The sequence below is a fragment of the Sorangium sp. So ce394 genome, assembly GCF_051474665.1.
Taxonomy (GTDB): domain Bacteria; phylum Myxococcota_A; class Polyangia; order Polyangiales; family Polyangiaceae; genus Sorangium; species Sorangium cellulosum_D.
Genome location: NZ_CP150339.1, coordinates 3,877,380 through 3,891,010 on the forward strand (window position 1 = coordinate 3,877,380; position 13,631 = coordinate 3,891,010).

Consider the following 13,631-nt stretch of genomic DNA (forward strand, 5'->3'; position numbering starts at 1 on the left):
CGCCGGCTGCGCGAGGCGCGGCCGGCGCCGCTGCGCCGCGGCGCGGTGATCACGGCTGCGCGCGAGGGCCTGGGGGCCGCGCGCCCGTCAGCGGACGGGGAACGCGGTCCAGCCCTCGAAGTCCGGACAGCGCTCGCCGCAGGCGCCGATGAAGGTCGCGGTGGCGTCGAAGAACGGGTCGTCCTCCGGGGGCTGCGCGGCGCCCTGCAGCCCCGGCGAGCCCGGCTCGAGCGAGAGGTCGAGGGCGAGCCACCAGCGCGACCGGATGCCGAGGTCCGACGAGGGCACCCGCTGGTTCGACCGATCGGGATCCTCGGACATGATCCACGCCTCCTCGTCGTAATCGTACTCCTCGGGATCGGCGCTCACCTCGGCGAAATCGGTCTCGTTGGCGAGGATCGAATGGGTCATGTCGAGCGCGCCCGACCCGATGTTCGCGGCGGTCTCCCGATCGACGATCTTGATGCCCACGTTGCTGAAATCGGCCACGAGCACGTTGTGCAGCTGTCCGCGCGTTCCGCTCTCGAGCTTGACGCCGGCTCCATCGGAGCTGGCGTCGGGGTTGCCGAGGAGGGTGACGTTGTACAGCGTCGGGCTCGACGCGAGCGCCGGATCGAACTCCGGCTCTTCGCCCCTGTTGTCCGCCTCGATCCCGCTGCCGTGAAAGTCGACTGCCGTCCTGAGCCCGGCGAGGAACTGCCCCTTGCCGCGCCAGCCCCCGTCCCAGTCGAAGCTGTCGTCGTCCCCGCCGACCACGAGGACGTGCTTCATCTCCGCGGTGCCGCCGAGCACGTAGACGCCGTCGTCCATGATGTTGACCATCTGGACGTGATGGATGGACGTGCGGCGCCCGACCCCGATGAGCTCGAGCCCGGCGCTGGGCTCGCCCTCGCGGACGTCCTCGCCGGCGAACTCGATGCGCAGGTAGCTCAGCTGGCCGCTGTCGTCGTCGTCGTCCTCTCCTCCGCAGAGCAGGCCGAGGGAGCGGGGCGACGAGTCGGACATGGCCTTGCCCTCCGGCGCGTTGATGCGGGCCTTGCCGCAGAGCACGAGGCCGCCCCAGTCGCCGGGGCTCCGCGGCGAGGTCGAGCTCGTGAGCACGATCGGCGCCTTGAGGGTGCCGTTCGCCACGATGCGCGCGCCGGGCTTGACGGCGAGGAGGCTGCCCGCGTCGGCGATGACCGTCGTGCCCGGCTCGATGGTGAGGGTCGCGCCGGCCTCCACCACGACGGGCGCGCGCAGCCGGGGAGGACGGCTGCGCGTCCAGGTGGTGTCCGACACGATGGGGCCCTCGACCTCGAGCTCGCCCTGGCCGCCGGTGCCGCCGTCGCCGGTGCCGCCGCTGCCCCCATCGCTGGAGGGCCGAGGTTGTCCAGGCCGGATGCCGAAGACCACGTCGCACCCCGCAGCGCCGAGGAGGGCCGCGGCCAGCGCGAGCAAGCGCACCGGGCCGGCAGGGCGCATCAGAACCGTCCTCCGAGCGAGAGGCCGGTCGGGCCCAGGCCGACGTGGACCGCCGGGCGGCCCGCGGCGCTCGCCGCCGGCGATGGGGTGGTGAGCCAGAGGATCCCGCCCGCTGCCACCGCGGCCGCGCCCACGAGGAAGACGACGGTGCCGGCCTGGGCCAGATCGACGGCGTCGCCGCGGAGCTCGATCCCTTCGTCGTCGCAGGTGTCGCCATCGCAGTACGGCGCCGCCTCCTCGAAGCGCGCGCGTGCCCCGAACCCCAGGCCGACCGACACCCCGATGCCGACCACGCCGGCGCCGGCCGCGATGATCGCGGCGAGCCGCTGCGCGGGCATGCCGGCCGCCTCGCGGGGCGCGGGGCGCGCGGGCGGCGCTGCCCGCGCTGCGGTCGCGCCCGCAGGCGCGACGGGCCGCGCGCCCGGCGGAGGCGGTGCGGCTGCGAGGGGCGGTACGGTGACGGTCGCGGTCCCGCCGGCCGGGTCGACCGCCGCCGTTGTCGACCACGGGAGCCTGCCCGGCGCGCTCGCCTCCACCGTGTAGGCGCCCGGATCGACCGGCGTCGCGGTCCCCCAGAGCACCGGGGCGAGCTCCTGGCCGTTGCGCCGCACGGACAGCCCCGGCGCGGCGCTGCCCGCGGGGACCTCGACGAGCAGCCGCGAGAGCCGCGCCTCGAGCGCCGCGGCGCCCTCGCGGGCCTGCTGCTCGCGATCGGCCTGGCCCTGGCGGCGGGCCGCGTCGGCCGCCTCGCGGTAGGTGGCCCACGCGCTGGCGGTCTTGCCGAGCCGCTCGTAACAGGCGGCGAGGTACAGGAGCGTGCCCACGCCGGCGTCGAGCCGCTGGCTCTCGGCGAGCCGCGGGCACGCCTGCGCGTAGTCGCCCTGCCTCATCAGCGCGATCGCCTGCTCGAAGAGGACCTCTGCAGCGGCCGCGTCGCCGCCCGCCTGTGCGCGCGACGACCGGGGGCCAGCTGCGAGCGCGGCCGCGAGCGCGAGCGCGGCGGAGCCCCGCCTCGCCGCGCGGCGCCGGCTCATTTACGGCCACCGTAGTTGGGGACGCCGTCGCCGGCCGGCGCGCCGGCCGCAGAGGCGGCGGTGGATGCGGAGGCGTCCGGGAGGGGCGCGGCGGGGCGCGGCGCGGCGGCAGTGGGTGCGGGGGCGGCGGCGCGCGGCGTGGCAGGGCGCGCGTCGGGAGGGGAAGCGCCAGCGCGGACCGGGGCGCTGCGGGCCGGCGGGGCGGCAGCGGGGCCCGGCGCGGCCGTGAGGGCGGCTGGAGCGGGCGCGATCGACGCCGCGAGCGCTGGGGCGGGCGACGCCGTCGCGATGTCGTCCAGCGGCGGGCGCGGGTCGGGCGCAGCCTGCGCGCGAACCGGCTCGGGCCCGGAGCGCGCCTCGATCGGCTCGGGCGCAGCCTGCGCTGGAGGCGGCGAGGGCTCGGCCGCGGCCGTGTCCGCGGTCTCCGCGGCCGGCTGCTGTCGCGCCCAGAGCAGCGCCGCCACGGCCAGCCCCGCGATCGCGGAGGCGGCGCCGGCCCGCTGCAACCAGCGCGGGTGCGCTCGCCCTTCCGGCGGGCGCCGGCTGTCCGACCACGGGTCGGCGGTCTGCGTCATCGGCGCGGACGCGCCCTTCATCCCGGGCTCGGCCGCGAGCTCGGTCTCGCCAGGCCGCTCGGCGGGCTGACCCGGGTCCTCCGCTCCCGCGTCCGCCGCGGCCGAGCGCCGCTGGCTGGAGTCGGCCGGCGGCGTGGCCGCAGCGCAGACGAAGGGGCTCGCCGGCAGGGTAGAGGACACCGGCAGCGCGGACGCCGCCGGCAGCGTCGTGGCCGACCCGAACGGCGTGCCCGCGGCGGGGGCGAGGTCGACCGCCGGCGGTTGCCCGTCCGGCAGCGCCGGGCGCGAGCCGCGCTCGCTCGCGGCGAGCGTCGCCTGGGCGCGGTCGACCAGCGGCCGGCACCGCGCCGGGGCGAACGGCGCGAGCGCGGCCGCGAGCGCCGCGACGTCCTGCCACCGGTCGTCCGGGCTGCGCTCCAGGCACCGCATCACCGCCCGGCTCAGCGCCTCGGGCAGCTCCCCGCGCAGGGACGACAGCGGCGCGGGGCGCTCCTGCATCACGCAGAGGATCAGCTCCCCGAACGTCTCGGCCTCGAACGGCAGCTTGCCGGACAGCGCCTGGTACAGCGCCACGCCGAGCGACCAGAGATCGCTGCGCGTGTCCACGCCGCGGGACGAGCGCATCTGCTCGGGCGACATGTAGAGCGGCGAGCCCACGAGGGCGTTCTGGCTCGTCAGGCTCTCCGCGCCCATCGCCTCCGCCGGCCCGAGGTGCTTGGCGATGCCGAAGTCGAGCACCTTGACGAGCGGGCTGCCGTCGGCGCGCCGCGTGACGAAGAGGTTCCCCGGCTTGATGTCCCGGTGCACGATCCCGCGCGCGTGCGCCTCGGACAGCGCCTCGCAGATCTGCACGCCGATCTCGCACGCCTCCTCGATCGGCAGCCGCCCCTCCGACCGGAGCCGGGCCGAGAGATCGGCGCCCTCCAGGAGATCCATCACGAGGTAGGGCAGGCCCCCGTCGAGCGTGTCGACGTCGAGCACCCGGGCCACGTGCTCGCTCCGCAGGCTGCTCGCCGCGCGCGCCTCCCGCAGGAAGCGCTGCACGCTCCCGTCGCGCTTCGCCGCGTCGGGGAGCACGAGCTTGATCGCGACACGCTGGTTGAGGACGAGGTGGTGCGCCTCGAGGACGGCGCCCATGCCGCCCGCCCCGATCACCCGCACGACACGGTACTTCCCCTTGAGGACGTCGCCTGTCTGGAGCGGGAGATCATCTGGCATGCTCATGGCGCTGCCTTGTCGGCGACGGGCTCGGCACGGCCAGGCTATCGGCGCGGCGGCGGGGGCGCAAGGCGCGCAGGGCGCGGAGGACGCGCGAGACGTGCGAGACGTGCGAGGCGGCGCGGAGCGAGGCGGAGCGATCTCGGCGCGCGCAGCCTCCCTCCCGGCTCCCTCAAAACGCTGGTGCCGCGCCGCATACCGCGGCATGCTCCTCGGTCGACATGATCTACCTCGTCGCCGCGACGCGCCCGAACTTCATGAAGCTCGCCCCCATCTGCCGCGCCCTCAAGGCGCGCGGCCTCCCGATGCGGCTGCTCCACACAGGCCAGCACTTCGACACGACGATGAGCGACGTGTTCTTCCGCGACCTCGGCCTGCCGACGCCGGATCACACGCTCAAGGCGGGCGGCGGCTCGCACGCCCAGCAGACGGCCGCGGTCCTCGTCGGCACCGAGGCCGACCTGATCGAGCACCGGCCCAAGGTGGTTGTCGTGGTCGGCGACGTCACGAGCACCCTGGCCGCCGCGCTCGCGGCGTCGAAGCTCGGCATCCCGGTCGTCCACGTGGAGTCCGGCCTCCGCTCGCGCGACTGGACCATGCCCGAGGAGATCAACCGCGTCCTCACCGACCAGCTCTCCGATCTCCTGCTCACGCCCTCTCACGACGCCCACCCCAACCTGCTCGCCGAGGGCATCGCCCCGGAGCGGATCCGGTTCGTCGGCAACGTGATGATCGACTCGGTCCACTACGCGCTGAAGCGGCAGACCGACGCGCTCTCGCGCTTCGGCCTCCAGCCGAAGAAGTACGCCATCGCGACGCTCCACCGCCCCGCCAACGTCGACAGCGCCGAGCGGCTCGCCGAGACGCTCGACGCGCTCACCGCGATCGCCGAGCGCCTGCCCACCGTGTTCCCCGTCCACCCGCGCACGGTCGCGCGCGCCGAGTCGTTCGGGCTGTCGTCGCGCCTCCGGGAGACGAAGGGGCTCCGGATCATGGAGCCGCTCGGGTACGACGATTTCGTGACCGTGATGGGCAATGCGCTGCTCGTCGCCACCGACTCCGGCGGCATCCAGGAGGAGACGACCGCGCTCGGGATCCCCTGCCTCACGATGCGCCAGGGCACCGAACGGCCGATCACCGTGACGCAGGGCACCAACACCGTCGTCGCGCTCGACGCCGCGCTCATCGCGCGCGAGGTCGACGCCATCCTCGACGGCCGCGGCAAGCGAGGCACGGTGCCCGAGGGGTGGGACGGCAAGACGGGCGAGCGCATCGCCGACGCGCTCGAGGCCTTCCTCGCAGGCGACCCGCCGCCGAAGACCGCCGGCCCGCGCGCCTGAGCCGACGTCCCGTCCGCAGCGCTCGCGGCCGTTCCGAGCGGCTCGCCGCGCCCCGCCGCAGCGCGCCGCGCGCGCCCCGGCCCCGCCTCTCCACACAACACAGGCTCCCTGGGAGCGCGCCGCTGGAACTGCCGCGCTCGCTACGGCCCGCGACCCAACGTCGTTCGCTGTGGCTGACGTGGGAGACGCGCCGCCTCAACGGCCGCGCTCCCCACAACACCCGACCAAACGGCGTTTGCTGTGGCCCATCCCCCAGGGATCTGCCTGTTCAGCGAGCAAGGCTCCGGTTATAGGTGTATCGTGGTAAGGAATTTCCGAGCTGAAGTCGATAAGGCATCTCGGGGGCGGGGACGACGGGGTTTCACCCTCGTCGAAGTGATGCTCGCGGGCGGGCTCGTGGCGCTCCTGGCCGCGCTCGCCACCCAGGGGGTGTCGAAATACCTGGTGTTCGCCACGTCGGCCGAGGCCAAGCAGACGATCGGCGGCATCGCCAGGGCGGTTGTCGCGTCGGCCGACCGCCTCCAGGCGAGGTCGGACGGGGCCGCGTCCGAGCCGCTGTGCAGCGATGCGGTCACGGTGCCCAACGCGTTTTATCGCGTGCAGGGCGTCAAATACCGGCCCGACCCCCGCCCGGGCGTGGACTACAACACCGGGAGCCCGACGGCGGGCTGGCTGTGCCTAGGATTCGAGGTCAGCCACCCTCAGTCGTACCAGTATCGATATCGGCTCGGCGGCTCTCCCATGCCCGTGTCGGTCAATCACTTTCCGGAGGACGTGCCGCTGAACAGGCGGTGGGCCGCTTACGCGCGAGGCGATCTCGACGCGGACGGCACGCACGCGTGGTTCGCGCTGGACGGCTACATGAAGGACGGGCAGGTGGTGTTCGCGAGCGCGGTCGGCTCCATCGACCCGGACGAGTAGGCGGCGCGCCCGTGGATACCTCAGCGTTGCACAGGCTGTTCGGCGCCCTCTCGGCGCGCCGCGGCGGTGAGAGCGCCGCGATCGAGCTCCCCGGCGCGGATCTCGCGGCCGCGCACCTGCCGAGCGCCGATCTCCAGGGCGCGAACCTCGCCGGCTCGCGCCTCGACGGGGCCAAGCTCCCCGGCGCGAACCTCGCGGGGGCGCGGCTGGACACGGCGTCGCTCGTGAACGCCGACCTCACCGGCGCCGACCTGCGCTGGGCCGATCTCTCGGGGGCGCTGCTCGGCGGTGCGCTGCTCACGGCCGCGGATCTGCGCGGGGCCAAGCTCCCGCGCTCGTTCTCGTCGGCGAGCTCGCTCGCGGGCGCGCGCGTCGATTCGGCGGCGTGCGCGCGCTCCGGCCTCGACGAGGAGGCCATCCTGGCGCTCGCGAGCGCGGGCGCGTCGTTCGACGACGTCGCTTCGTTCGCGTCGCCGCTGCGCGAGGCGCTCGTGAGCGCGGACGCGGCCCCGGCGAGCGCCGAGCGGAGCCGCCGCACCGTGCCGCCGGACTCGCGGCGGCTGGGGGCGGCGCCGGACTCGCAGCGGCTGGGGGCGGCGCCGGACTCGCGGCGGCTGGGGGCGGCGCCGGACTCGCAGCGGCTGGGGGCGGCGCCGGACTCGCGGCGGCTGTCCGCGGCACCGTCGTCGCAGCGGGTGTCGGCGCCTCCCGAATCACAGCGGTTGGGGACGGCGCCGGACTCGCAGCGGCTGTCCGCGGCACCGTCCTCCCAACGGATGTCGGCACCGCCCGAATCGCAGCGGCTGACCGGTTCGCCTGACGCGCGCCGGCCCGGCGCGGCCGCCGGGGCGTCGCGCCGGGCCGGCGAGCCGGCCGAGCCGCTGCCGGCCCGGCGCGCCGCCGTGGCCGCCGGCTCACGCCCGGCGCCGGATGGGCCCCTGCTCGCGCGGTCGCTCGAGGTCCGCCTCGCGCTCGCCGGCGGCGCGCTGCTCCTCGCCCTGGCGGCTGCGGTCGCGCTGGCGAAGGTCCCGCCGCCCGGGCTCCTGTGGGCGGCGCACGCCGGCGGCGCGCTGGGCGCGGCGCTGTTGACCTTCGCGCTGCCGCCCTTCGGCGCCGAGCGCGGCGCCGCGCGCGCCCTCGGCGCCCGCCTCGTGCTGGCCGCGCTCGCCGCGACGCTCGTCCACGGCCTGGACCCGTCGCGCCTCGCCGTCTTCCGGCTGCGCGCGACGCTCTCCTCGGGCGACGCCGCGCATCGGGCCGCGGCCGTGCGCCTGCTCGCGCGGAGCGGCCACCGCGGCTTCGACGGGCTGGATCTGTCAGGGCTCGACCTCTCGCGCGCCGATCTCACGCAGGCGAGCTTCCGGAATGCGCGCCTCGTGGGGGCGGACCTCTCGGGCGCCGCCCTGATCGAGTCGACCTTCGAGGGCGCCGATCTGAGCGCCGCGAACCTCCGGGGCGCCGACCTCTCCGGGACGGACGCCGAGCAGGCGCGCGGCTGGGAGCTCGCCGAGTGCGATCCGGGGACGGAGCTGCCCGGCGAGGGCACGTGCCTGCTCGGCCACCCCGTCCGCGGTCCGCAGCCGGCGGAGGACGCCACCGCGCGCTCCGCGCACGAGGACGCGCGGCCGGCAGGGGCGCTGTAGAGTGGTTATGGGCTGGGACTGACACGTCGGCCATCTCTCGTCTTCCGTCTTCCGTCTTCCGTCTTCCGTCTTCCGTCTTCCGTCTTCGCTCTTTCGTGCGCGTGCGCGTGCGCGACTCCCCGGAATCAGCGCGCACGCGCACGCGCACGAAGGACGCGCACGAAGACGGGAGAGGGGAGAGGGGAGAGGGAGAGGGGAGAGGGAGAGGGGAGAGGGGAGACGGGAACGGAGAACGAAAGACGGGGACGAGAGACGGATGACGGTGTCTCAGTCCCAGCCGAGACCCGCTCTAGAGATATCATCTCCCCGCTGTCCCCTTACCGTCTGGCGGTCTCTCCTCTTGCTGCATGCCGTGCTCTTCCAGGTCGCCCTCGGCGGAACCGGCGAGTGTTGCAAGCTGTTGAATTCCTCCGCGCCGCCGGGCCGTCAGCCCGGACGCCGCGCCGCCGCGCGGGCGGCGCGGGCCGCCGCCGCGTCGTCGACCGCGAGCGCCTCCTCGGCCACGGCGGCGAGCTCCGCGAACGAGGCCCCGGCGAGCGCGTCCTCCACCGCGTCGAAGGCGGAGGCGCACATGCTGAGCCGCGTGATGCCGAGGCCGACCAGGAGCGGCGCGACGCCGGGATCGCCGGCGGCCTCGCCGCACACCGAGACGGGCCGCCCCACGGCGTGCCCCGCCTCCACCACCGCGCGCACGAGCCGCAGCACCGCCGGGTGCGCCGGATCCGAGAGCGCGTGCAGCCGCGGGTGCCCGCGCTCGGCCGCCAGCGTGTGCTGCGTCAGATCGTTGGTGCCGATGCTGAAGAAATCGGCCTGCCGCGCGAGGCGCTCGGCCATCAGCGCCGCCGACGGCACCTCGACCATGATCCCCGTGGCCACCGGCCAGAGGTGCGGCAGGCCCGCGGCCGCGAGCGCCTCGTGCGCGCGCTCGAGCGCGGCGCGCACCGCGACCACCTCCGCGGCGGTCGAGACCATCGGGATCAGCACGCGGACGTCGTGGCCGCGCCCGGCGACGAGGATCGCGCGGAGCTGCGCCTCGAGCATCGCCGGCCGCGCCAGCGAGAGGCGGACCCCGCGGACGCCCAGGCTGGGGTTCGTCTCGGCGTCGAGCTCGAGGTAGGGCAGCGCCTTGTCGCCGCCCGCGTCGAGCGTGCGGACCACGATCGGCGCGCCCGCGAACGCCGCGAAGATCTCCGCGAGCAGCCCCGCCTGCTCGGCCTCGCCCGGCTCGTCCACGCGGCCCAGGAACAGCATCTCGGTGCGCAGCAGCCCGACGCCGAGGGCGCCGGCCTCGCGCGCGGCCCGCGCGTCCGCGGGCCCGGCCACGTTCGCCCACAGCTCGACCTCGCGCCCGCACGCGAGGCGCAGGCGCCCGTCGCGGGCGCCCGGCGGGCGCCGCGACGCGCGAAGGGCCGTCCGCCGCCGCTCGATCTCGGCCGCGGTCTCGGGATCGGGGTCGAGCCACACCTCGCCGGTCGCGCCGTCCAGGCCGGCGCGCGCGCCGCCGCCGTCGGGCACAAGCGCCGCGGCCCCCGCCACCGCGGGGATGCCGGCGGCGCGCAGCAGGATGGCGGCGTGCGACGTCGGGCCGCCGCGCCGGTCGATGACCCCGAGCACGCGCGCCGCGTCGAGCCGCGCGGCCTCCGACGGCGTGAGATCGTCGACCACGACGACGGCCGGCGGCCCTTCGGGCAGCGTGGCCGCGGCGCCGCCGAGCAGGGCGCGCACCACCGCGTCGCCCACGTCGTGGACGTCCGCCTCGCGCGCCCGCAGGTACGGGTCGTCGAGCTGCCGGTAGATCGTGGCCGCGGCCTCGATGGCCAGGCGGAAGGCCCAGGCGGCGTTGCAGCGCTCCCGATCGATGCGCGACAGGGCCTCGTCGACGAGGGCCGGGTCGCAGAGCAGCGCCTGGTGCGCCTCGAGGATGTCGCTGCCGCGGAGCGCGTTCCCGAGGTCCAGCGCCGCGATCTCGAGCGCCCGCCGCAGCCGCGCGGCCTCGGCCGCGGGGTCGTCGACCGTGGTCTCGGGGATGTCCGGGAGCACGCGCACGAGCCGCACGAGCGGCCCGAGCGCGACGCCCGGCGCGACCGGGGTGGCGAGGCCCGACGTGGCGGGCGCCGCCGCCGCGCCCGCCGGCGCCTCGCGCTGCACGAGCGCGGCGAGCGCCGCGACCGCCTCGGCCGCCTGCCGGCCGGTCGCGCGCAGGCGCAGCACGTCGCCGCGGCGCGCCCCGAGCGAGGCGAGCGCGATCAGGCTCGACGTCGCCACCGGCCCGCGGCCGGCGGTCACGTTCTCCAGGGTGATCGCCGCGTCGAACGCCGCCGCGCGCGCGATGAGCTGCGCGGCCGGGCGCGCGTGCAGGCCGCTCGGATCGGCGATCGCGACGTCGACCGCCACGGCCGGCGCGCCCGCGGCCGCCGCGTCCGCCGCGGGGCGCTCGCCCTCGCCGAGCTGCGCGGCCTTCGGCTCGAGCGCCCGCCGCGCCTCCGCGGCCACCTGCTCGACCGTGCCGCCCGCCGCCGCCCGCACGGCGGCGGCGACCGCGCCTTCCACGATCGGCCCGCCCGTGAGGCGCGTGCGCGCGCCGAGCTCCGGATCCACGAGCTCGAGCGCCGTCTCGGCGCTCAGGATCGCGCTGCCGAGGTCCATCAGCACGACGGCGCCGGCCGGCCCGCAGACGCGCTCGATCGCCGCGGCGATGGCGGTCGCATCGGTGCCGAGCTCGGCGCCGCCGTCGCCCGCGCCCGCCGCGCACGCGATGGCGACCGACTCGCCGGTCATCTGGCGGGCCAGCGCCTCGGTGGCCTCGGCGAGCGCGCGGCTGTGCGAGACCAGGACGAGCCCGACGCGGCCCGCCGCCCCGCTCATGCGCCTGCCGTCGCGGCCAGGCTCCGCAGCAAGAGCCAGCACGACGTGGCGCCGGGGTCCTGGTGCCCAGCGCTGCGCTCTCCGAGGTAGCTCGCACGGCCCTTGCGGGCGATGAGCGGCACGGTCGCCTCCACCCCGGCCCGCGCCGCATCGGCGGCGCGGCCGAGCGCGTCCCGGAGCGCGGCGCCGTCCGCGGCCCCGGGCGCGCTCAGCGCCGCCTTGAGCGCGTCGACGGCAGGGACGAGCGCGTCGACCATCGTCTTGTCGCCGGGCGACGCCTTGCCCCGGCGCCGCACGCCCTCGAGGCCCGCCTCGAGGCAGCCCGCCAGGGCCGCGAGGTCGAGCGCCGCGGCGCCGGCCACGCGCTGGCCCGCGTCGCGGAAGAGCGTGCCGTACAGCGGCCCGCTCGCCCCGCCGACGGTCGACAGCAGCGTCATCCCCACGTCCCGGAGGAGCGCGCCGATGTCCGCGCGATCGAGGCGGCCGAGCCGGTCGCGCACCGCCGCGAAGCCGCGCGCCATGTTGACCCCGTGATCGCTGTCGCCGATCGCCGCGTCGAGCTCGGTCAGGAACGCCTTCTCGCGCTCCAGGACCTCGGCCGCGCGCTCGAGCCACGCCGCGATGTGCTCGCCGCTCAGGGTCTGCATCGCTCAGGCCCCCCAGCGGAGCGCCGGCGTGTGCACCGGGGCGTCCCAGAAGCGGATCATCTCGTCGTCGAGCCGGAGGACGGTCGCCGACACGCCGGCCATCTCGAGCGACGTGATGTACGACCCGACGAGGCTGCGCGCGACCTTGAGGCCGCGCTCGCGCGCGATCGCGTGGGCCTTGCGGTAGACGACGTAGAGCTCGATGAGCGGCGTCCCGCCCATGCCGTTGACGAACAGGAGCACGTCGTCGCCCTGCTTGAACGGCAGGTCGTCGAGGATCGGCTGCATCAGGAGCTCGGCCACGCCATCCGCCGGCTCCAGCTGGGCTCGACGCCGGCCGGGCTCGCCGTGGATGCCGATGCCGACCTCCATCTCGCCCGGGCCGAGCTCGAACGACGGCTTGCCGGCGTGCGGCACGGTGCAGGCGGAGAGCGCGACCCCCATGCTGCGGCCGTGCGCGTTGACCCGCCGGCACAGCGCCGCCACCTCGCCGAGCGGCAGGCCGGCCTCGGCGGCGCCGCCGCAGATCTTCTCCGCGAGGACGGTCGTCCCGACGCCGCGCCGCCCCGCCGTGTAGAGGCTGTCCTCGACCGCCACGTCGTCGTTCACGATCACGCCCTCGACCGCGATCCCCGCCTCGCCGGCGAGCTCGGCGGCCATCTCGAAGTTCATGACGTCGCCGGTGTAGTTCTTGATGATGTGGAGCACGCCGGCCCCGCCGTCGACGGCCCGCGTCGCCTCGAAGATCTGGTCGGGCGTCGGGCTCGTGAACACGGCGCCTGGGCAGGCGGCGTCGAGCATGCCGCGCCCGACGAACCCCGCGTGCAGCGGCTCGTGCCCGCTGCCGCCGCCGGAGAGGAGGGCGACCTTGCCCCTGGCCTTCGCCTCCGCCCGCGTGACGAAGAGCGGCGCGGCGTTCACCCGGAGGAGCTCGCCGTGGGCCAGCGCCATGCCCTCGAGCGCCTCGCCGACCAGATCGTCCGGCGCATTGATGAGCTTCTTCATCCTGCCTCCGCTCCGTCGTCGTCCGCGTGTCGTCCGTTTACGCCCGCTTACGTCCGCTCTCCGCGCGCAGGATATCCCCATGGCGTCGCCCGCCGCGAGAGGAGATCTTTCCGCCGCGCTGCCCTACGCTCCGGGCGCCATGGACCGACTCGCCCCCACGCTCCGCCCGCCGGGCCGCCCGGCGGGCTTCCAGCGCTGGAGAGATCTGCTCTTCCTCCACTGGGAGACGCCGGCCTCTGCGCTCCGCGCCGTCGTGCCGCCGGCGCTCGAGCTCGACACGTTCGAGGGCAGGGCCTACGTCGGCGTCGTCGCCTTCACCATGCGCGACGTCACGCCGTGGTGGTCGCCGAGCGTCCCGGGGATCTCGAACTTCCACGAGCTCAACGTCCGCACCTACGTGCACCGGGCGGGGCGCGATCCGGGCGTGTGGTTCTTCAGCCTGGACGCGGCCAAGGCGCTCGCGGTCCTCGTGGCCCGCGCCGGCTGGCACCTGCCGTATCACTACGCCTCGATGGCGCTCGAGCCGCGGGGCGGCGAGGTCCACTACCGCAGCGAGCGGCGCTGGCCCGGCCCCTTGCCCGCGCGCTTCGAGGCGCGCTACCGCGTCGGCGCGCCGATCGACGGGGGCGTCGCCGCGCCGGGGACGCTCGAGCACTTCCTGGCCGAGCGGTACCTGCTGTTCGCGTCGAGCCGGGGCGCGCTCGAGGTCGGGCAGGTGCACCACGCGCCCTATCCGCTGCACCGCGCCGAGGTGAGCCACGTCGAGGAGAGCGTCGTGGCCGCGGCCGGCTTGCCCGCCCCCCAGGGGGCCCCGCACGTGCTCTTCAGCCCGGGCGTGGACGTCGACGTCTACGCGCTGAAGCCCGCCGCGCCGCGGGCGTGAAGCGGCCGCGCGCGGCGGCGCGGCCTCTGGCGCGCG

10 protein-coding genes are annotated in these 13,631 nt (G+C 76.1%); 4 read left to right on the forward strand and 6 right to left on the reverse strand.

What is annotated here, in order from left to right:
- Nucleotides 1–87: 87 nt before the first annotated feature.
- The 3 genes from WMF33_RS14470 to WMF33_RS14480 are packed head-to-tail and all read right to left on the reverse strand — an operon-like array spanning nucleotide 88 to nucleotide 4,297.
- Complete coding sequence (locus WMF33_RS14470; RefSeq protein WP_437337683.1) at nucleotides 88–1,464, reverse strand: hypothetical protein; 1,377 nt, start codon at nucleotides 1,462–1,464, stop codon at nucleotides 88–90.
- The gene (locus tag WMF33_RS14475) at nucleotides 1,464–2,498 is read right to left on the reverse strand and encodes a hypothetical protein (RefSeq protein WP_437337684.1); all 1,035 of its coding nucleotides are present in this window, start codon (nucleotides 2,496–2,498) and stop codon (nucleotides 1,464–1,466) included. The genes WMF33_RS14470 and WMF33_RS14475 overlap by 1 nt, the downstream gene beginning before the upstream one ends.
- Nucleotides 2,495–4,297, reverse strand: coding sequence for a protein kinase domain-containing protein (locus WMF33_RS14480; RefSeq protein ID WP_437337685.1), 1,803 nt, complete (start codon nucleotides 4,295–4,297; stop codon nucleotides 2,495–2,497). Before WMF33_RS14480 ends, WMF33_RS14475 begins: the two co-directional genes overlap by 4 nt.
- Nucleotides 4,298–4,512: 215 nt before the next feature.
- On the opposite strand from WMF33_RS14480, the gene wecB reads away from it, so the two are divergent.
- From wecB to WMF33_RS14495, 3 genes are all read left to right on the forward strand, one after another.
- A complete protein-coding gene (gene wecB, locus WMF33_RS14485; RefSeq protein WP_061625125.1) occupies nucleotides 4,513–5,631 on the forward strand; it encodes a non-hydrolyzing UDP-N-acetylglucosamine 2-epimerase in 1,119 nt (372 codons plus the stop codon).
- Between the two features lie 378 nt (nucleotides 5,632–6,009).
- A complete protein-coding gene (locus WMF33_RS14490; RefSeq protein ID WP_061625124.1) occupies nucleotides 6,010–6,552 on the forward strand; it encodes a hypothetical protein in 543 nt (180 codons plus the stop codon).
- Nucleotides 6,553–6,563: 11 nt separating this feature from the next.
- The gene (locus tag WMF33_RS14495) at nucleotides 6,564–8,195 is read left to right on the forward strand and encodes a pentapeptide repeat-containing protein (protein ID WP_437337686.1); all 1,632 of its coding nucleotides are present in this window, start codon (nucleotides 6,564–6,566) and stop codon (nucleotides 8,193–8,195) included.
- Nucleotides 8,196–8,621: 426 nt separating this feature from the next.
- Here the strand turns inward: WMF33_RS14495 and ptsP are convergent, their stop codons facing one another.
- Genes ptsP through dhaK form a run of 3 tightly spaced genes read right to left on the reverse strand, consistent with a single transcriptional unit; the run spans nucleotide 8,622 to nucleotide 12,712 of the window.
- A complete protein-coding gene (gene ptsP / locus WMF33_RS14500) occupies nucleotides 8,622–11,060 on the reverse strand; it encodes a phosphoenolpyruvate--protein phosphotransferase (protein ID WP_437337687.1) in 2,439 nt (812 codons plus the stop codon).
- Complete coding sequence (dhaL, locus tag WMF33_RS14505; protein ID WP_061622419.1) at nucleotides 11,057–11,707, reverse strand: dihydroxyacetone kinase subunit DhaL; 651 nt, start codon at nucleotides 11,705–11,707, stop codon at nucleotides 11,057–11,059. Before dhaL ends, ptsP begins: the two co-directional genes overlap by 4 nt.
- Nucleotides 11,708–11,710: 3 nt before the next feature.
- Nucleotides 11,711–12,712 carry a dihydroxyacetone kinase subunit DhaK gene (gene dhaK / locus WMF33_RS14510; RefSeq protein ID WP_437337688.1) on the reverse strand — a complete coding sequence of 334 codons (1,002 nt, stop codon included), beginning with the start codon at nucleotides 12,710–12,712 and terminating at the stop codon, nucleotides 11,711–11,713.
- Nucleotides 12,713–12,851: 139 nt separating this feature from the next.
- On the opposite strand from dhaK, the gene WMF33_RS14515 reads away from it, so the two are divergent.
- Nucleotides 12,852–13,595, forward strand: coding sequence for a YqjF family protein (locus WMF33_RS14515; protein WP_437337689.1), 744 nt, complete (start codon nucleotides 12,852–12,854; stop codon nucleotides 13,593–13,595).
- The last annotated feature ends 36 nt before the right edge of the window (nucleotides 13,596–13,631 follow it).

What these genes read in the sequence shown, in the direction of transcription:
- WMF33_RS14470 (WP_437337683.1), bottom strand. Translation starts at nt 1,464, where the DNA reads ATGCGCCCTGCCGGCCCGGTGCGCTTGCTCGCGCTGGCCGCGGCCCTC.
- WMF33_RS14475 (WP_437337684.1), bottom strand. Translation starts at nt 2,498, where the DNA reads ATGAGCCGGCGCCGCGCGGCGAGGCGGGGCTCCGCCGCGCTCGCGCTC.
- WMF33_RS14480 (WP_437337685.1), bottom strand. Translation starts at nt 4,297, where the DNA reads ATGAGCATGCCAGATGATCTCCCGCTCCAGACAGGCGACGTCCTCAAG.
- wecB (WP_061625125.1), top strand. Translation starts at nt 4,513, where the DNA reads ATGATCTACCTCGTCGCCGCGACGCGCCCGAACTTCATGAAGCTCGCC.
- WMF33_RS14490 (WP_061625124.1), top strand. Translation starts at nt 6,010, where the DNA reads ATGCTCGCGGGCGGGCTCGTGGCGCTCCTGGCCGCGCTCGCCACCCAG.
- ptsP (WP_437337687.1), bottom strand. Translation starts at nt 11,060, where the DNA reads ATGAGCGGGGCGGCGGGCCGCGTCGGGCTCGTCCTGGTCTCGCACAGC.
- dhaL (WP_061622419.1), bottom strand. Translation starts at nt 11,707, where the DNA reads ATGCAGACCCTGAGCGGCGAGCACATCGCGGCGTGGCTCGAGCGCGCG.
- dhaK (WP_437337688.1), bottom strand. Translation starts at nt 12,712, where the DNA reads ATGAAGAAGCTCATCAATGCGCCGGACGATCTGGTCGGCGAGGCGCTC.
- WMF33_RS14515 (WP_437337689.1), top strand. Translation starts at nt 12,852, where the DNA reads ATGGACCGACTCGCCCCCACGCTCCGCCCGCCGGGCCGCCCGGCGGGC.